This is a genomic window from Mycolicibacterium setense (assembly GCF_000805385.1).
Taxonomy (GTDB): Bacteria; Actinomycetota; Actinomycetes; order Mycobacteriales; family Mycobacteriaceae; genus Mycobacterium; species Mycobacterium setense.
The window spans coordinates 311467-329727 of sequence record NZ_JTJW01000001.1 but is presented as its reverse complement, the minus strand read 5'-3'; the positions used below and the strand labels follow the sequence as shown (position 1 = coordinate 329727).

The 18261-nt window shown below is 66.0% G+C and carries 20 protein-coding genes; 13 read left to right on the top strand and 7 right to left on the bottom strand.

Features of this window, described 5'->3' with window-relative positions:
• The 4 genes from QQ25_RS31485 to QQ25_RS01540 form a co-directional block, all read left to right on the top strand.
• Positions 1 to 127 (top strand): DUF3237 family protein (locus QQ25_RS31485; RefSeq protein WP_131546065.1); only part of this gene is annotated, 127 nt, incomplete at its 5' end.
• Entirely contained in the window at positions 124 to 1056 is a 933-nt protein-coding gene (locus QQ25_RS01550) for an alpha/beta hydrolase (protein WP_039376743.1), read from the top strand. The genes QQ25_RS31485 and QQ25_RS01550, both read left to right, overlap by 4 nt.
• A gap of 191 nt (positions 1057 to 1247) precedes the next feature.
• Positions 1248 to 2525 (top strand): lipase family protein, encoded by a 1278-nt coding sequence (locus QQ25_RS01545; protein ID WP_039376742.1) that lies wholly within the window; start codon positions 1248 to 1250, stop codon positions 2523 to 2525.
• A gap of 60 nt (positions 2526 to 2585) precedes the next feature.
• A complete protein-coding gene (locus QQ25_RS01540; protein ID WP_039376739.1) occupies positions 2586 to 3431 on the top strand; it encodes an LLM class F420-dependent oxidoreductase in 846 nt (281 codons plus the stop codon).
• Positions 3432 to 3442: 11 nt separating this feature from the next.
• Here the strand turns inward: QQ25_RS01540 and QQ25_RS01535 are convergent, their stop codons facing one another.
• Positions 3443 to 3934, bottom strand: coding sequence for a VOC family protein (locus QQ25_RS01535; protein ID WP_039326852.1), 492 nt, complete (start codon positions 3932 to 3934; stop codon positions 3443 to 3445).
• A gap of 183 nt (positions 3935 to 4117) precedes the next feature.
• Between QQ25_RS01535 and QQ25_RS01530 the strand changes: the two genes are divergently transcribed.
• Positions 4118 to 5242, top strand: coding sequence for an NDMA-dependent alcohol dehydrogenase (locus tag QQ25_RS01530; RefSeq protein ID WP_039376737.1), 1125 nt, complete (start codon positions 4118 to 4120; stop codon positions 5240 to 5242).
• 95 nt (positions 5243 to 5337) lie between these two features.
• Here QQ25_RS01530 and QQ25_RS01525 read toward each other — a convergent pair whose 3' ends face one another.
• Both QQ25_RS01525 and QQ25_RS01520 read right to left on the bottom strand, forming a co-directional pair.
• Positions 5338 to 5748 carry a YkvA family protein gene (locus tag QQ25_RS01525; RefSeq protein ID WP_039376735.1) on the bottom strand — a complete coding sequence of 137 codons (411 nt, stop codon included), beginning with the start codon at positions 5746 to 5748 and terminating at the stop codon, positions 5338 to 5340.
• Between the two features lie 78 nt (positions 5749 to 5826).
• Entirely contained in the window at positions 5827 to 6603 is a 777-nt protein-coding gene (locus QQ25_RS01520; protein WP_039326845.1) for an SDR family NAD(P)-dependent oxidoreductase, read from the bottom strand.
• A gap of 72 nt (positions 6604 to 6675) precedes the next feature.
• Between QQ25_RS01520 and QQ25_RS01515 the strand changes: the two genes are divergently transcribed.
• From QQ25_RS01515 to QQ25_RS01485, 7 genes are all read left to right on the top strand, one after another.
• Entirely contained in the window at positions 6676 to 7395 is a 720-nt protein-coding gene (locus QQ25_RS01515) for a pirin family protein (protein ID WP_039376733.1), read from the top strand.
• Complete coding sequence (locus tag QQ25_RS01510) at positions 7373 to 8629, top strand: PQQ-dependent sugar dehydrogenase (protein WP_039376732.1); 1257 nt, start codon at positions 7373 to 7375, stop codon at positions 8627 to 8629. The genes QQ25_RS01515 and QQ25_RS01510 overlap by 23 nt, the downstream gene beginning before the upstream one ends.
• Before the next feature lie 27 nt (positions 8630 to 8656).
• On the top strand, positions 8657 to 9091 hold the full coding sequence (locus QQ25_RS01505) for a helix-turn-helix transcriptional regulator (RefSeq protein WP_039376730.1): 435 nt from the start codon (positions 8657 to 8659) through the stop codon (positions 9089 to 9091).
• Positions 9092 to 9096: 5 nt separating this feature from the next.
• Positions 9097 to 9516 carry a VOC family protein gene (locus QQ25_RS01500; protein ID WP_039376810.1) on the top strand — a complete coding sequence of 140 codons (420 nt, stop codon included), beginning with the start codon at positions 9097 to 9099 and terminating at the stop codon, positions 9514 to 9516.
• Positions 9513 to 11900, top strand: a complete 2388-nt coding sequence (locus tag QQ25_RS01495) for an ATP-binding cassette domain-containing protein (protein ID WP_039376729.1) — start codon at positions 9513 to 9515, stop codon at positions 11898 to 11900. Before QQ25_RS01500 ends, QQ25_RS01495 begins: the two co-directional genes overlap by 4 nt.
• Before the next feature lie 303 nt (positions 11901 to 12203).
• The gene (locus QQ25_RS01490) at positions 12204 to 12935 is read left to right on the top strand and encodes a TMEM165/GDT1 family protein (RefSeq protein WP_039376728.1); all 732 of its coding nucleotides are present in this window, start codon (positions 12204 to 12206) and stop codon (positions 12933 to 12935) included.
• 63 nt (positions 12936 to 12998) lie between these two features.
• Complete coding sequence (locus tag QQ25_RS01485) at positions 12999 to 14078, top strand: phosphodiester glycosidase family protein (protein WP_162627855.1); 1080 nt, start codon at positions 12999 to 13001, stop codon at positions 14076 to 14078.
• An 8-nt stretch (positions 14079 to 14086) separates the two neighbouring features.
• Here the strand turns inward: QQ25_RS01485 and QQ25_RS01480 are convergent, their stop codons facing one another.
• The 3 genes from QQ25_RS01480 to QQ25_RS01470 form a co-directional block, all read right to left on the bottom strand.
• The gene (locus QQ25_RS01480) at positions 14087 to 14620 is read right to left on the bottom strand and encodes an adenylate/guanylate cyclase domain-containing protein (protein WP_052235545.1); all 534 of its coding nucleotides are present in this window, start codon (positions 14618 to 14620) and stop codon (positions 14087 to 14089) included.
• A gap of 205 nt (positions 14621 to 14825) precedes the next feature.
• Positions 14826 to 15104 carry a barstar family protein gene (locus QQ25_RS01475; protein ID WP_039376726.1) on the bottom strand — a complete coding sequence of 93 codons (279 nt, stop codon included), beginning with the start codon at positions 15102 to 15104 and terminating at the stop codon, positions 14826 to 14828.
• Complete coding sequence (locus QQ25_RS01470) at positions 15101 to 15436, bottom strand: guanyl-specific ribonuclease (protein WP_101906381.1); 336 nt, start codon at positions 15434 to 15436, stop codon at positions 15101 to 15103. The genes QQ25_RS01475 and QQ25_RS01470 overlap by 4 nt, the downstream gene beginning before the upstream one ends.
• Positions 15437 to 15630: 194 nt before the next feature.
• Between QQ25_RS01470 and QQ25_RS01465 the strand changes: the two genes are divergently transcribed.
• Complete coding sequence (locus QQ25_RS01465; protein WP_039376723.1) at positions 15631 to 17796, top strand: acyltransferase family protein; 2166 nt, start codon at positions 15631 to 15633, stop codon at positions 17794 to 17796.
• Here QQ25_RS01465 and QQ25_RS01460 read toward each other — a convergent pair.
• Entirely contained in the window at positions 17793 to 18221 is a 429-nt protein-coding gene (locus QQ25_RS01460; protein ID WP_039376719.1) for a MarR family winged helix-turn-helix transcriptional regulator, read from the bottom strand. The two genes, QQ25_RS01465 and QQ25_RS01460, sit on opposite strands and share 4 nt — an antisense overlap.
• Between the last annotated feature and the right edge of the window lie 40 nt (positions 18222 to 18261).

Here is an 18261-nt window from a genome sequence, read left to right as displayed (position 1 = left end):
CACCACCCCACGCCTGGAATCCGGAGACCCCAAATACAGCTGGGTCAACCAAACCATCTTCGTCGGACAAGGCCGCATCCAACCCGGACCCACCGTCGAATTCCAAGTCTTCCGAGTCGCCGCATGAGTGTGGTGCATCCGCAGGTGCAGGAGCTGTTGCACGCCCTGTCAGAACGTCCGGCTGCACCGCCGTGGGACATGTCGATCGCCGCTTACAGGGCGGCGGGCGAGAAATTGATCTCGTTGGCGGGCGACGTTGATACGCGTTGCACAGTAGGTGATTTCACGATCCCAATCCGTCAGGGTTCGATTGAGGCACGCAGCTACCACCCACCAGTTGCCGCTCCGGCGCTACCGGGCGTCGTCTATCTACATGGCGGCGCATTCGTACGCGGAAGCCTGGACACCCACGATCGGCTCTGCCGAAAGCTCTGTGTGCGGGGCGAACTCATCGTGATTTCTGTCGCCTACCGCCTGGCGCCAGAAGACAGGTTTCCCCGCGCTCACCATGACGCCGCCGATGCATTCGCTTGGGTGAGTCGGCATGCCGATCAGCTGGGCATCGATGTCGAGGCTCTGGCAGTCGCCGGCGACTCTTCCGGGGGCGCGCTGGCGGCGAGCGTCGCGCTTGCCTCGCGAGAACAAGGTCCTCCGGTCAAGGCACAAGGCCTGTTGTGTCCCGCACTCGATGCCACCATGAGCAGCGACTCCGTCCAGCGGTACAAGGACGGGCCATTCCTCACCCGGGCTGCGCTTGAGTGGGCGTACGACATGTACGTACCCCAGATCGACGACCGTCGTTCGAGCCTCGCCTCACCGTTGCTGGCGCAGGATCTCGTGGGCGCCCCGTCTGCCGTGATCCTCAGCGCTCAGATGGATCCCGTTGCCGACGACGCGGACCGCTACGGTGAAAAGCTCGCCGCGGCAGGCGTAAAGGTTCGAGCCCACGAGTACGAGGGCATGCCACATGGTTTCCCGTTGTTGGCCGGGGTGCTCGAAGCCGGCGATCACGCCATCACGATATTCGCCAGGGAACTCGCCGCGCTACTCCGATAGTTCCGGCACGCCGTGCTGCAGGCAGACACCTGATCGAACACCCACCAGCACAACATATTACCGGCGTAGAGCACTAGTCCAATCAGTCCAACCAGAGGAAACCAACGATGATTCCCTTTCCGGGTGACGAGTCTGCGCGCCTGCCGAAACGCCGACGGCCCGGCCGATCGACCGGAGTCTGGGTCAGGGCTGTGATCGTCGCCCTGTGTATCGTTGCGCCAGCGCTCATTTCGGTGAATGCTCCGCTGGCTCGCGCTGACGAATCACGGTACCTGACGTTCTACACTCCACCGAATCCCCTGCCGCCGGGCGCGCCAGGTGACCTGATCCGAACTGAGCCGTCCAGACTGGTCCTGGAGCCTTCCGGACAACTCGGCTCATTCGTCGGTACCGGAACGCGAATCATGTATCGCAGCACCGATGCTCAAGGCCACCCCGTTGCCGTCACGGGTACCTATATCGAGCCTCACGTGCGCTGGCCCGGCAGTGGACCCCGTCCGTTGCTCGCCTACGCCACCGCGCCGTACGGGATGGGAGAGCAGTGCGCTCCCTCTCGCCTGTTCAACCAAGGCATCCATGCCTCTTTGGATACGGGCTTCGACCTGATGTTCAATCTCGAGGAAGGCTTCATCGCGACTCTGCTGGCGCGCGGCTACGCCACAGTCGTCACCGACGGTGTCGGGTTGGGAGTGCACGGTCAGATGGCGCCTCAGTTCCTGAACCGAGTGGCAGGCGGGACGGCACTGAACGACGCCGCGCGAGCAGCGATGAAACTGCCTGACACCACGTTGGATCCGCACGGTCCCGTCGCGTTCTGGGGCTGGCTGGCCGGCGGCGGACATTCCGCGTTGGCAGCTGCCGAGTTGGCCGGCCCGTATGCACCCGAGCTCAACGTGGTCGGTACCTATGCCAACGGCGCGACCACTGATCTGCCCAGCATGCTGCCACCCCTTGACGGAAACCAGCTCGCCGGATCCATCGGGTGGGTGCTACGAGGGATTCAAGAAGCGTATCCCGATATGACACAGCCGATTGCGGATTCGCTTACCCCGCGCGGACTGGAGATGTTGGCCAACACCAGCCGGCAGTGCATGATCCAAACCGGCATCAACTACGCGTTCCGGCATCTGCAGCCATGGTTCAAGAAGGACCTCTACCAATCGGTTCGGGAGGAGCCGCTCAACTCCATCCTGGCGATGCAGCGAATCGGGAATGTGAAACCCACTGGACCGGTATACCTTTCACACAATCGGTGGGACTCCTTCGCGCCGTACGAGTCGGTTGTGGCCACCGCGAGAGATTGGTGCGCGCTCGGAGCCGACGTCACGTTGTGGACCAACGAACAACCACCGTTTCTCAACAAGACGGATACGAATGCACTACTGACAGCCTTCGTCGACGGCGAGCGGAGCATGGCCTGGATAGCCGACCGCTTCAACGGGTTGCCCACCACGCCCACCTGCAGCTGACCCATCCCAGAGACACCACAAATCGGAATACCCTTGAGCGCAAAGCAGGTTGATTGAACAATGACCAACCCGACTCTGGGCACCTTCGGCGTTTTCGGCCTGTTCGAGCAGTGGAAGCAACTGACCGCCGCGCAACTGCGGGACATCGAAGCGCTCGGCTACGGCGCCATCTGGGGAGGCGGCTCGCCGTCGGCCGAACTCGACTGGGTTGACTCAGTCTTGGAGACAACCGAGAAACTGCAAGTGGCTACGGGCATCGTCAACATCTGGGCGTCCGCCGCCGGTCCGATTGCCGAGTCGTTCCACCGCATCGAGGCCGCCCATCCCGGTCGGTTTCTGCTCGGAATCGGAGCCGGTCACCCCGAGCTGGTTGCCGAGTACAAGAAGCCCTACCACGCGCTCACCGAGTACCTGGACAAGCTCGACGGGTACGGCGTGCCCAAGGAGCGGCGCATTGTCGCCGCACTCGGCCCACAGGTGCTCAAACTGTCCGCCCGCCGGAGTGCTGGAGCCCATCCCTATCTGACCACCCCGGAGCACACTGCCCAGGCGCGTGGTCTGGTCGGACCGGATGCGTTCATCGCCCCGGCGCACAAGGTGGTGCTGACCACCGACGCCGAGCAGGCAAGGACCGTCGCGCGCGAGGCCCTCGGCATTTACCTCAAAGGGACCAACTACGTGAACAACTGGAAACGGTTGGGGTTCACCGACACCGATGTCACCACGCCCGGTAGCGACGCTCTGATCGACGCCCTCGTCGCGCATGGCAGCACCGACGCCGTCGCGGCCAGACTCAACGAGCATCTGACCGCCGGCGCGAACCACGTGGCCGTGCAGGTCCTGACCGGACCAGACCAGCTGGTTCCTACGCTTACCGAGCTGGCTGGACCGCTCGGCCTCAGCTGATCCCGAGCCACCTATGCCCCGCGGTACGCCGCCTGCAGCTCGGCGATGTCGAACTTGCCGACGGTCTTCAGCACCGCGGACATCAAGCGGGCGTCGCCCTCGGAGTCGCCCTTGGCCAGCAGGTCGTAGTACTCGGTCGGCGTGATCTGCCAGGCCAGCCCGTACTTGTCCTTGAGCCAGCCACATGGCAGTTCTTCGCCGCCGTCGACCAGTGCGGCCCAGAGCCGGTCGAGCTGCTCCTGGCCGGTGACACGCACTTCCAGGGAGACGGCCTCGTTGAAAGTGAACTGCGGGCCGCCGTTGATGCCGACGAAGCGCTGGCCGGCCAGCTCGAACTCGACCACAACCGGGACATCCTGCGGGGAGGGCGAGTCGGGGTGCGAGGCGATGGTGTTGACGACGCGGCCGTTGCCGCCGAACGCGGCGATGTAGTGCTGTGCGGCCTGCTCGGCCTCACGGTCGAACCAGAGATTCGGGACGATGCTTGCGGTGATGTGGGTCATGTGGGGTTAGACCACCCGCGGGCGGATTTTTCATCGCCGACTCTCCGAGTGGCCACTCGAAGCACACAGATCCACTCGACGCGTGTCACAACTGGCCACTCGACAACGAAATCAAGCCACAATATTCGCAGGTCAGAGGCCAGTTACCCGACGGTACTGCAACCTGTTCTATTATCGCCTTCCATGAAGACCAAAGGCGCCCTGCTGTGGGAACTCAACTCGCCATTCCAGGTCGACGAGATCGACCTCGGCGATCCTGTCGCCGACGAAGTACAGATCCAGATGCATGCCGCGGGCATGTGCCACTCGGACTACCACCTGACCACCGGAGCCACCCCGATGGCGCTGCCCGCGCTCGGCGGCCACGAGGGCGCTGGTGTGGTCACCAAGGTCGGCAAGAACGTCACCGGCATCGAAGAGGGCGACCACGTCATCCTCGCGTTCATCCCGGCCTGTGGTGAATGTCCGCCGTGTCTGAAGGGCTTCCGCTCGCTGTGTGACCGTGGCGCGGTCCTGCTCGGCGGCAAGGCCATCGCCGACGGCACCAGCCGGATCCACGCCGGCGGCCGAGAGGTGTCGCCGATGAACCTGCTCGGTACCTTCGCGCCGTACATGACCGTGCACAAGGATTCGGTCGTCAAGATCGACAAGGACATCCCGTTCGAGTCCGCGGCCATCATGGGTTGTGCGGTGCCGACGGGCTTCGGTTCGGCCACCAACGTCGCCGACGTCAAGCCCGGCGAGACCGTCGTCATCGTCGGCGTGGGCGGTATCGGCATGAGCGCGCTGCAGGGTGCGGTGATCTCGGGCGCCAAGCACGTGATCGCGATCGACCCGAACGAGTGGAAGCGTGAGCAGGCCATCAAGTTCGGTGCCACGCACGTGTACCCGTCGATGGCCGAGGCCATCGCACCCGTCATCGACGTCACCCACGGACTGATGGGCGACAAGGTCATCATCGCGGTCGGCGAGATGAAGGGCGAGTACATCGAAGAGGCGATGATCCTCACCGCCAAGACCGGCACCTGCGTGGTTACGGGTATGGGCTCGATGATGGACGCCGACGTCAAGCTCAACCTGTTCCTGTTCACCATGTTGCAGAAGACGTTGAAGGGCAACATCTTCGGTGGCGGTAGCTCGCATGTGGAGACGCCGCGGCTCACCGCGCTGTACAAGTCCGGTCTGCTGAACATCGACGACATGATCACGCGGACCTACAAGCTCGAAGACATCAACCAGGGATACCAGGACATGTTGGATGGCAACAACATTCGTGGCGTCATCAAGTTCACGGAGGCTGATTGGTAGCTCCGCTACCGTGTCGGACTGGTAACTCGCTTTGCCGATAAGCCTCAAGATCCCCCTTTTCAGCGTCGAAAAGGGGGATCTTGTTTTCCCGAGAGTTACTTGAGACCGGCCAGCCGCACCAGGGCATCGAACCCGTCGTCGCTGCCCGGCCAGTGCGCCCGGACGGCGTCCAGCCCTGCGCGGTGCACGACGCTGCGGAGCACCAGGGTGACGATGATGGCGTCGTCGGCGTAGCCGAGCACAGGGATGAAATCGGGGATCAGGTCGATGGGCAGCGCCAGATAGACGACCAACAGCGCCAACCGGACGCGTACGGCGCGCGGCAACGACCGGTCCTTGGCCAGCCGCGGGATCAGACGCAACAGATCCGGGAGTATGCGTAGCGCCTCACTGAGCAGGTTCCCGCGCGGCCGCACGAGAAGCAGTGCTACGACCAGAACGAGCCAGCTCAGCAGCAGGGCCGCTGCGAGGCCGAGCAGCGCGTCGCCCCACCAGGTGTCGGTCATCCGACGATTCTGCCCACCAGACACAAAACTGCCCCTTTCACTGGGGAAAGAGGCAGCTTTGTGTCTGTTCGCGGGGGGTTACTTGGGTGGCATCCGGATGCCGCCGTCGACGCGGACCACCTCGGCGTTCATGTACGAGTTGGTCAACAGCTCGACGACCATCGAGGCGAGCTCGTCCGGCTTGCCGAGGCGGTGCGGGAACAGCACCGACTCACCCAACTTGGCCTTGAACGCCTCCGACGCCTCGCCCTCGCCGTAGATCGGGGTGTCGATCAGACCGGGGGCCACGGTGTTGACGCGGATGCCCACAGCGGACAGATCGCGGGCCACCGGCAGGGTCAGGCCGACCACGCCGCCCTTGGACGACGAGTAGGCCGCCTGGCCGATCTGGCCGTCGAAGGCCGCGACGCTGGTCATGTTGACGATCGCACCGCGCTCGCCGGTGTCGGTGAGCTCATTGCGGCTCATCGCGGTGGCGGCCAGCCGGATGCAGTCGAAGGTGCCGACCAGGTTGATCGCCAGCACCTTCTTGTAGGCATCCAGATTGTGCGCCGAGGCGAATTCGCCGTCCTTGCCGATGGTGCGCTGGGCCCAGCCGATGCCGGCCGAGTTCACCAGGGCGCGCAGCGGGCCGAGTTCGCCGGCCTTGTTGACCGCGGCCTCGATCTGTTCGGTATTGGTGACGTCGACGCTGACGAAGGCACCGCCGATCTCCTCGGCGAGGGCCTCGCCCTTATCCGCCTGCAGGTCAGCCACGACGACGCGGGCTCCCTTGGCAGCCAACTGGCGGGCAGTCGCCGCGCCGATACCTGATGCGCCACCGGTGACGATGGCGCTTGCTCCATTGAGTTCCACGCCCCACACACTAAGCCCCGCCCCTCGCCGATCCACCGGTTGGTCAGGTAGAGCCGTCGGTAGGCTGGCGCCATGGCTTCGGGGACGTCCAAGGTCGATATCCGGCGCGCGGCCGACCGCGGCGCCAGCACGACCGACTGGCTGCAGTCGCGGCACTCGTTCTCCTTCGCCGACTATTACGACCCGGCCAACACCCACCACGGCCTGTTGCTGGTGAACAACGACGACATCGTCGCGCCGGGCGCCGGCTTTGACACCCACCCGCACCGCGACATGGAGATCGTCACGTGGGTGCTGTCGGGTCAGTTGGCGCACGAGGATTCGATGGGCAATTCCGGCGTGATCTACCCGGGCCTGGCTCAGCGGATGTCCGCGGGCACCGGTGTGCGGCATTCTGAGAAGAACGGATCTGGCACTGAGCCCGTGCATTTCGTGCAGATGTGGGTGCTGCCCGATACCGCCGGGGTGACGCCGAGCTATCAGCAGCAGGAGATCGAGTTGGCCGACACGCTGACCCCCATCGCGTCCGGCGCCCTCGACGCGGCCGTGAGCCTGCACAACCGCAACGCCACGCTGTACGGCGCGCGCCTGCAACCGGGCGACTCGGTCGAACTGCCACCCGCCCGCTATGTCCACCTGTTCGTCGCTCGCGGCTCGGTCACGCTGCAGGGGTCCGGGCCTCTCGCGGAGGGTGACGCCGCGCGGCTCACCGATTCCGGCGGACGGGTCAGCGCTGACACCGCAGCCGAGATCCTGGTCTGGGAGATGAATGCGGGTCTGGGCGGCGCGTAGCGCAACGGCCGTAATCGTCGCGGCCGCTGTGGCCGCGTGCGGGACGCAGCCCGAGACCGGACCTCCCCCGTCACCGTCGGCATCGGCCATCCAGCGACCACCCGCAGGCCTGGCGTCAGTGCTCCTTCAGGTGCCCGAGCAATTCGCCCAGGCCCCGCTCGACGAACCCCGTCACGCCCTGATCCCCGCCGGCTGGACCATCGAAGTGATCGCCCGGGTTCCCAAGGCCAGGATGGCCGCCTTCGCCCCGGACGGGGCGTTGCTGGTGTCGGTGCCTGCCACCGGTCAGGTGCTGACGGTGCGTCCCGGTCGGCAAACACTGCTCGACGGTCTGGAACAACCACATGGCCTGTTCTTCGCCGGGTCGACGCTGTACGTGGCCGAGAGCAATCGCATCGACGCCTACGACTATGTCGACGGCCGGGCAGTCAACCGCCGTACCGTCGCCGGTGATCTGCCCGACGCCAAGAGTCCCGATCTGCACGGTGCCTATGCCCACGCACTCAAGAGCGTGGTCGTGGGATCCGATGGCGCGGTGTACTTTTCGATCGGCTCGACGGGCAACATCTCGGCCGAGGACCGCACGGCCACGCCTCCGCGAGCCACCATCATGCGGGTGCCGCCCGGTGGTGGCCCGGCGGCACCGTTCGCCACGGGGGTGCGCAACGGCACCGGCCTGGCCTTCGCGCCGGACGGGGCCCTGTGGACTGCGGTGAACAACCGCGACGATGTGGCCGATCCCCAGGGCCGGGTGCGGCAGGACTATGTGGACGACCATCCTCCCGAGACGGTGGCCAAGTTGACGCCGGGCCGCGAATTGGGTTGGCCGTACTGCAATCCCGACGGAGCACCGCCGGCCGGGTTCATCCGGGACATGCAGACCAACGCCGACGGGTCCAAGATGGACTGCGCGGCGCTGACGCCGGCCGAGCAGACCGTGGGCGCACATTCGGCGCCGCTGGGCATGAGCTTCGCAGAGCTGCCCGAGCCCTACGGCGCGGGAGCGCTCGTCGGAGTGCACGGCTCATGGAACCGCCGGTCGCCGCAGGCCCCCGAGGTCTCCTTCTTCGGTTGGCGCGCTGGCACATTGGGACCACAGCAGACCCTGGTAGGCGGTTTCCAGTCCGCCGACGGCGCCCGCTGGGGCCGACCGGTGGCCGCGGTCGCCGGACCGGACGGCGCGGTGTACGTCACCGACGACTATGCCGGCGCGGTGTATCGGCTGGCCCCTTGAACTTGACCGGGCCGTACCATCGCCGATGTGGGCGACCAACAGCTGAACGATCTCAAGCTGCTGCGCCGGGTCCGCGATCGGATCGACCGTGAGTACGCGCAGCCGCTGAACGTCGAGGCGCTTGCCCGCGGAGTGAACATGTCGGCCGGACATCTGTCACGTCAGTTCAAGATCGCGTACGGCGAGTCACCGTATTCGTATCTGATGACACGCCGCATCGAGCGTGCGATGGCGCTGCTTCGCCGCGGCGACGTGTCGGTTACCGACGCCTGCTTCGCCGTCGGCTGTTCCTCGCTCGGCACATTCAGCACTCGATTCACCGAACTCGTCGGCATGCCACCCAGCCGCTACCGCGAGCAGACCGCGGCGGTGACCGACGGTATGCCGTCGTGCGTGGAGAAGCAGATCACCAAACCGATCAGGAATCGAGAAGCACCCGCCGTCGGCCTGCACATAACGTGACCGTCATGGAAAACGCAGACATCACCATCCACTCCAGCATGCTGCCGCTCGATGACCCCGAAGAAGCCCTCGCGTTCTACCGCGACGTCCTCGGCTTCGAGGTCCGCCTCGACGTCGGCAAGGACAAGATGCGCTGGATCACGGTCGGTCCACCGAACCAGCCCGACACCGCGGTGGTGCTGTACCCGCCGACCGCCACTCCCGGTCTCACCGACGACGAGCGCCGGGTGATCGCCGAGATGATGGCCAAGGGCACCTTCGGCACACTCCTGCTCGCCACCAAAGATCTCGACAGTACCTTCGAAAAGGTGCAGGCCGGAGATGTCGAAGTGGTCCAGGAACCGACCGAGCAGCCGTACGGGGTGCGCGATTGCGCACTTCGTGATCCCGCAGGCAACATGGTCCGAATCCAGGAATCGCGTTGACCCCACCATCTCACCCCGCCGACCGTCACGACCTGATCCGGGTCACCGGCGCCCGGGAGAACAACCTCAAAGACGTCGACCTCGAACTGCCCAAGCGCCGGTTGACGGTATTCACCGGTGTTTCGGGCTCGGGCAAGAGCTCACTGGTGTTCGACACGATCGCCGCAGAATCCCAGCGGTTGATCAACGAGACCTACAGCGCCTTCGTGCAGGGTTTCATGCCGAACCTGGCGCGGCCTGAGGTCGACGTCCTCGAGGGGCTGACCACGGCGATCATCGTCGACCAGCAGCGGATGGGTGCGGATCCGCGCTCCACCGTCGGCACCGCCACCGACACGGGGGCGATGCTTCGCATCCTGTTCAGCCGGATCGGCAAACCGCATATCGGTTCCCCGCAAGCCTTTTCATTCAACGTGGCATCGATCAGCGGGGCCGGGGCGGTGACGCTCGAGAAGGGCGGGCGCACGGTCAAGGAACGTCGCGACTTCAACATCGTGGGCGGAATGTGCCCGCGGTGCGAGGGTCGCGGGGCGGTCAACGACATCGATCTGACCGCGCTCTACGACGACACCAAGTCGCTCAACGAGGGTGCGCTGACGATTCCCGGCTTCAGCATGGACGGTTGGTACGGCCGGATCTTCCGGGGCTGCGGATTCTTCGATCCGGACAAGCCGATCAACAAGTACACCAAGAAGGAACTCGACGCGCTGCTGCACAAGGAGGCGACCAAGCTCAAGATCGACGGGGTCAACCTGACCTACCTGGGGCTGATCCCGCAGATCCAGAAGTCGTTCCTGTCCAAGGACGTCGAGGCCATGCAGCCGCACATCCGGACATTCGTCGAGCGCGCGGTCACGTTCACCACCTGCCCGGAGTGCGACGGCACGCGGTTGTCGGAGACCGCACGCTCGGTGAAGGTCGACGGCCTCAACATCGCCGAGGCCTGCGCGATGCAGATCACCGACCTGGCCACCTGGCTGGGCGGCCTGGCGAAGAAGTCTGAGGCCAAGTCCGTGACGCCGCTGTTGGCCGCCTTGCAGCACACACTCGACTCGTTCGTCGAGATCGGACTGGGTTACCTGTCACTGGACCGCCCCGCCGGCACGCTGTCCGGTGGAGAAGCCCAGCGCGTCAAGATGATCCGCCATCTCGGTTCTTCGCTCACCGATGTCACGTACGTTTTCGACGAGCCGACCATCGGCCTGCATCCGCACGACATCGCCCGGATGAACAATCTGCTCCTGGCCCTGCGGGACAAGGGCAACACCGTGCTGGTCGTCGAGCACAAGCCGGAGACGATCTCGATCGCCGATCATGTCGTGGATCTGGGCCCGGGCGCCGGGTCGGCCGGCGGCGAGGTGGTGTTCGAAGGCAGCGTGGCCGACCTGCGCGCCGGCGACACCGTCACCGGCCGGCACCTGGGCTACCGCGCGGCATTGAAGGATTCGGTGCGGAAACCCGGGGGCGCCATCGAGATTCGCGGGGCGGATACCCACAACCTGCAGGCTGTCGATGTCGACATCCCGCTGGGCGCATTGGTGGTCATCACCGGTGTCGCGGGCTCGGGCAAGAGTTCATTGATCGACGGCTCGGTGGCCGGTCGTGACGGCGTGGTGGTGGTGGACCAGACCCCGATCCGCGGGTCACGGCGCAGCAACCCGGCGACCTACACGGGGTTGCTCGATCCGATCCGTAAAGCGTTCGCGAAGGCCAACGGCGTCAAACCCGCACTGTTCAGCTCGAACTCGGAGGGCGCCTGTCCGGCGTGCAACGGTGCCGGGGTGATCTACACCGATCTCGGGGTGATGGCCACCGTCGAGACCACGTGCGAAGAGTGTGAGGGCAAGCGGTTCGGCGCCTCGGTGCTGCAGTACACCCTCGGCGGACGCGATATCGCCGAGGTGTTGGCGATGCCGGTCAGTGAGGCCGAGCGGTTCTTCACCGAGGGCGAAGCGAAACTTCCTGCCGCACAGAAGATCCTGTCTCGGATGGCCGATGTGGGCCTGGGATACCTGACGCTCGGACAGCCGCTGACCACGCTGTCCGGCGGGGAGCGGCAGCGGTTGAAGCTCGCCGCCCGACTCGGCGACACCGGCGCCGAGAAGGCCGACGCGTTCGTCCTCGACGAGCCGACCACGGGCCTGCATCTGGCCGACGTCGAGCAGTTGCTCGGCCTGCTGGACCGGCTGGTGGATTCGGGTAAGTCGGTGATCGTGATCGAGCATCATCAGGCGGTCATGGCGCATGCCGACTGGATCATCGACCTGGGCCCAGGCGCGGGACACGACGGCGGCCGCGTCGTCTTCGAGGGCACGCCGGCAGATCTGGTCGCCGAGCGTGCCACGCTCACCGGCCAGCACCTCGCCGAATATGTGGGTCACTGAACCGACGCTGTCAGGGCACCCGAACTTTCTCGTGTCGATGCCCAAACTTATTGTCGAATAAGCACTTTCGGAGGGGACGGTTTGCACCGCCCCCTCCGCAGTGCGTATGGTGGGGGGACAACGAAGGGGAGTAGCCCCCAATCGGATATTCGACACACTGGCCACGCAGCAATGCATCACCGGCCCGGGTATCCGAACCGGTGATGATCCGGTGGGCGAGACCTTCGGCCGTAGACCATTGGGTTGCCGGCCGGAGGCATCTGTTTCAGCCCCCAAGGCAGCCAACGACCGAGGAGTTGTTGCGTGCTCGCTGCGCTGGCCTTGAGTTTTGCCGTCATCTTCGTCGCCGAGCTGGGCGACAAGTCGCAGCTGATGGCGATGACCTTCGCCCTGCGCTACCGCTGGTGGGTCGTGCTGGGCGGTATCACCGCCGCCACCACCGGCGTGCATTTGATCTCTGTCGCCGTCGGCCACTACCTGGGCGCGGCACTTCCGACACATCTACTCGGCATCCTCGCCGGTGTGGCGTTCGTGTTCTTCGGGCTGTGGACGCTACGCGGCGACAAACTGTCCGACGATGAGGCGACCAAAGCACAGCGCTCGACGGCACCGGCGTTCCTCACCGTCACCTCCGCCTTCCTGCTCGCCGAACTGGGCGACAAGACGATGCTGGCGACCATCACGCTGGCTGCCGACAACGACTGGGTCGGCGTGTGGATCGGCTCGACCATCGGCATGGTGGCCGCCGACGCGCTGGCCATCGTGGTCGGGGCGATCGCCGGCAAGCACCTGCCCGAGCGGACGATCCAGCTCGGTGCGGCCGCCCTGTTCGTCATCTTCGGTGTCGCGATGCTGCTCGAGGCTGCCTTCCCGACCGCCCCGGTGCTGGTCACCACCGCCGGTGCGATCGCCGTGACCGCGCTGTGCGCTGTGGGTCTGCGTGCACTGCCCGCACATTTGCGGCCCGCGGTGATGCGCAAGCCTGCTTCCGCCGCACCAGCTAACACTGATCAGCCGGGAGCGATCCCCTCTTGATTCAACCGTGACCAGGCTGTTACGTATGTTGACAGAGTTACCTGTGTGATTATTGTGTAGTTCGTGCCAGTCCTGGCAAAACTCCTCCGGCGTGCGGTCGCGACTGCGTCCGTGGTTGCCGTCTGCGCCGCCCTGGCCACCACCGGATCTCCTGTCGCACGCGCCGAGGACGCCAGGGCGCTCCTGCTCGGAGCGATCGCCAACACCAAGGGCTCCTACCTGGTCTACAACTTCGGTGGCCAGTTCGCCGCGCCGTTTCTGGCCGCGGACGGACGTGCCTACACGCTGAACAACGGCGGCCATCTGATGGCCATGAAGAACGCGTCGGGGCGGCTCAACCCGCGCCTGCTGGTGGACAGCCATCAGGGCTATCAATCCCGCTGCGAGCGCACCCCCGGTGCCCGAACCGGCGAAGGGCTCTGGCAGGCCTCGGAAACCTACGCTCCCCTGGCCGCGTGGCAGGTTCTCGGACAGCCGACCATCGCCGTCAATGCCAACTTCTTCGACGTGCGCGGCCAGAAGGGCGGCTCATGGCGCGACACCAAGTGCTCATCGCCCCTGGGTGCGTATGTGGACAACACCAGAGGGCAGGGCAGGGCGAACGCCGCGGTCACCGGAACGCTGGCCTATGCGGGCAAGCAAGGCCTCTCCGGCGGTGATGAACGCTGGGCGGCACTGGCCACCATGATCCTTCCGATGGGCGGCGCGCCCTATGTGGTGATGCCCAAGGGGCCCGACGACTACGACTCGGCCACGCCCGTGATCCAGCGGCTGCTCGACCAGAACGCCCGATTCGTCGCGGTGGCGGGCATCGGGCTCCTCGCCCCCGGTGACACCGGTCAGCTCAACGACAACGGGCCCAGCGCGGCACGGACCGCCGTCGGCTACAGCCGGGCGACCGACCAGCTCTACGTATTCCAGGGCGGCAGTTACACCCCGGACAACATCCAGGACCTTTTCCGCGGCCTTGGCGCCGATAACGCAGTGCTGCTCGACGGCGGCGGGTCGTCGGCGATCGTGTTGCGCCGCGACACGGGCGGCATGTGGAGCGGTGCCGGGTCACCGCGCGGGAACTGCGATACCCGTCAGGTGCTGTGCGATTCACGCGAGCGCGCGCTGCCCAGCTGGCTCGCCTTCAGCTGAGCCACCCGCTAGTTCACCAGGATTTCCGCGAGAACAGCATTCGGCATACCCCAGGGCTGCAGGTACTTCCGCAATCCCGGGTGACACAGCTGTAGCAGCCGCTCGTGCGGTTCGGTGGCGCCCATGCGTTGGCGGCCAAGGTATTTCAGTGTCGCACCCGAGGGTAGATCGCCGGCGACCGATGACGCCGTCGTGCCCGAGATCAATGTCTGCCCGGCATGGGCGACGTCGCGCAACCGCTCTGTTCCGGTACGTGCGCTGTGCACGCCGATACACAGTTCAAACGGATCCAACTGCATCAGTTGCAGATACAGCGCGCACGACACCGCGTCTGACGCACGGTGGAAGGTGGCCGTGAATCCGTCGCAGGCGGGCCGCTTCGCCGACAGGGTGCCGCCATGGAGCGGCACCAAGTGGGTGATGGTGGCTCGCAAGTACGGGAGCGCGGCGACCATGTCCCCGCGTTGCGTTTGCCACAGGCGTGCGGATCCTTCGGTGCGGGCCATCAGCCACGTCGCCTCGGTCGACAGCTCATCGGTCACGCGCGCGTTGCTCCCGCCACTTCTCACCACATACGGCGCGCCAGATGGCACGCAGAACGCCAGCGTAGCCGCTTTCTGAAAGTGGCGGATCCACGGTCAACACCGTTGCCGCAGAACCATGTTGCCAATCCGCGACCGAGGCGCTGTTGCCCCCGTGGGACGCGCGTAAGCCCTTACCTTCCCTGTTTGCTGAGCCGGCGAGTGGTCAGTTCTCCAGCCAGAGGTCGACGCCCTCGGTGGCGAAGATCGACAACACCGTGCCCCAGGTGTCTTGTCCGAGTGCCTCTTTGATGTTGCGGTACGACGTCATGACGAACCGGAACTTGCGGTTGTCCGGGGTTCCGAATCCGCCGCGCAGGCAGTCGGCCAGGGCGTCCAGATTCGAGCCGAAGTAACCTCCGTCGCCGTTGACCGCACGGCCGATCTCGGTGAAGAAGTCCGCCTTGGAGGCCACCTTGCCTCCATCGATCCGATACGTCTTCACATGCCTCCGATCAGGCAGAACGATTCGTAGTGGTCGCCGGTGTAGTAGTACTCGGGCGGATCGTTCTGCGGCGCTCCGCCGGTGACGATGCGCCGCTTGCCGCGGTGCTTGTTGCCCGGCGTCGGGACCGTGTACTCGTGGTAGTAACCGCGCTCGTGCTTGGGCAGCCGGCCTTCGTAGTTTCCGAAGACGACGCCGTCGTTGCGCGGATAGGGAAACGGCCCGCCGGATTGGATGAGCTCAACCGTTTTGTCGGCCTCAGGTGGAAGGCCACTCAGATCGCACGTGCCGTCCGCTGCCGCTGACTTGGTCGGCGAAGCTGACGCTGACATCGATGCGGGTGGCGCCGGCGATGACGCGGGCTGAGTCGGCGCGCAGCAGCCCGAGAGCAGGCCGCACAGCACTGCCAGCGCCGCAATGCGTGATCGTCCCATCGGCACGAGGCTAGCAACAGGCTCACAAAAGGCCCGGTAAATCCAGGGTCAACGGCGCCAGCCGTGCGACCATCGTTACTCGAGTGAACAGAGTGACCACCCTCGCGGAGCCCACAGCCCGCCGCGGCAACGCCGTGAGCGGGCGAAAAAACCTGTCGAACAAGCAATTTCGCCCAGACATCGAGGGGCTGCGCGCGGTCGCGGTGCTCGCCGTGGTGCTGTTTCACGCCGGGGTGCCCGGTTTCGGCGGCGGGTTCGTCGGCGTCGACGTGTTCTTCGTCGTGTCGGGATTCCTGATCACCGGACTGTTGTGGCGCGAGGCCGCGGCCAGCGGCACGGTTCGGCTGGCGAGGTTCTATGCCGGACGGGCCCGCCGCCTGCTGCCTGCCGCCGCTCTGGTCCTGGTCGCGACATCGCTTGCGGCGACTGCACTACTCCCGCCCCTGCAGGCCCGCTCCGTGCTGGCCGACGCGATCGCCAGCGCGGTGTATGTGGGGAACTACCGCTTCGCCGCGGAGGGCACCGACTATCTGGCCGGAGAGGGCACCGACTATCTGGGTGGAGAGACGAACGCGTCCCCTCTGCAGCATTACTGGTCGCTCGGCGTGGAGGAGCAGTTCTACCTGTTGTGGCCGGTCCTGCTCCTCGGCACTGCCTGGCTGCTGACCCGCAGCGGGCGGGCAACCCGGTCAGCGGTTCCCTACGCGTGCGTATTGGCCGTGGTGGCCGGCGCCTCGCTGCTGGTGTCGCTTTCGTGGACCCAGACCATGCCGCCGTGGGCGTTCTTCTCCCTGCCGACCCGCGCGTGGGAGCTCGCCGTCGGTGGGCTGATCGCGTTGACCGCGGCCTACTGGCGCAACCTGCCGCCGGTCTGTGCGGCATTGGTCGGCTGGGGCGGTCTGGCGCTGATCCTGGCCACCTGCACACAACTCGGCACGGGCACGCCATACCCGGGCTCCGCGGCGGTGCTTCCGGTGATGGGCACCGCGCTGGTGGTCGGGGCGGGTTGCGCGATACCCGATCTCGGTGTGGGGCGGCTGCTGTCGAAACCGGTGATGCGCGGCATCGGCCGGTTGTCCTACTCGTGGTACCTGTGGCATTGGCCGGTGTTGCTGCTGGCGCCCGCGCTGTTCGGCCACGGTCTGGGGTTGGCGGGGCGGCTGGCGATGATCGTGATGTCGCTGGGCCTGGCGATCCTCACCTTGCATCTGGTGGAGAACCCGGCGCGGTTCGCGGCGGCGCTGCGAACCTCGTCGTGGCGCAGCCTGGCCGTCGGCGCCACAGCCACCGGAGTGGCTGTCTGCGCGGGGCTGGTTCTGCTGGCGGTGCGTCCGGTGCCCACGGGGTCCGGGCCGGCGGCGGTCCCGGTCGCGCTGATCGGGCCACCCGGCGCTGCCGCTCCGGCACCGACGATGACGCCCGAACAACGGGTGCGGGCCGCCGTCGCGGCCTCGGCTGATCTGCGCGCGGTGCCGTCGAATCTGTCACCGCCGCTGGGCGACATCACCAAACCGGAGGTGTTCGTCAACGGCTGCGTGCTCTCCTGGCAGGACATCACCGTGCCGGACTGCGTGTCCGGCGCCCCCGCCTCGGCCACCAAGGTGGCCCTGATCGGCGATTCGCACGCGGGCATGTGGCATCCGGCACTGGAAACCACAGCGCAGCAACATGGTTGGCGTCTGGAAACCTACGCGAAAGTCACCTGCCCGCCGATGAAGCTGCCGATCCTCAGCCCCTACCTCGGTCGCGAGTTCACCGAATGCAAGCAGTGGCGGGCTGATGTGCTGGCCCGGATCGCCAAGGAACGTCCGCAGCTGATCGTGCTGGACATGGTGCGCCGCTACGGCGCCGATTTCGGGTTCACCAGCTACGACCCGACCTGGCTGGACGGGTTGACGCGACTGGTGACGCAGCTGCGCGGAACCGGGGCGCGGGTCCTGGTGCTCGGCCCGGTGCCCGACCCTCACACGACGGTGCCCGCCTGCCTGTCAGCACACATGGACGATGCCACGGCCTGCGCGCCCGACCGCTCGATCGCCATGAACGACACCGGTATTGCCGCCGAGACCGCGGCGGTGCAGGCCGGTGGCGGGCAGTACGCGCGGCTGGACCAATACTTCTGTACCGACCGGCGGTGCCCCGTGATCGTCGGCAACACGCTGGTGTTCCGCGACGACAACCACATCACCGAGGAATACGCCCGACTGCTGACGCCGGTGATGGCGCGGCTGGCCGAGAGTGCCCTGGCACCCAACTAGGTCTCGAGGTTCTCCGCACAGCGCAACAGCAAGGATGCGAGTTCCGTGCGGGCTTTGCCGGGGATTCCGTTCAGCATGTCCTGCTCGACGCGGAGCACCTCCGCATGCGCCTGAGCCAACCGACGCTTGCCTGCGGCTGTCAACTGCAGTGCCCGGGCGCGGCCCTTTTGCGGACCGGACGAATCCTCCACCAGCGCGGCGGATCGCAGCCCGGCCAGCACGTCTTGCAGGGACTGGCGGGTGACGAAACAGAGGCGCGCGAGCTCCGCGGCCGAGGCTTGCGGGTGGTCGGCCAGCGCACGCAGGGCGGTGTACTGCGCCATCGACAACCCCGTAGGGCGCAGGGCCGCATCGCAATTGCGACGCAGACTCTGTTGCACGCGCTTGACGAGGTAGCCGGCGCCACTTTCCACATCCCGAGGCATGACAGGAACCTTACATCAGTGCTACCGTCGTGAATGTAAG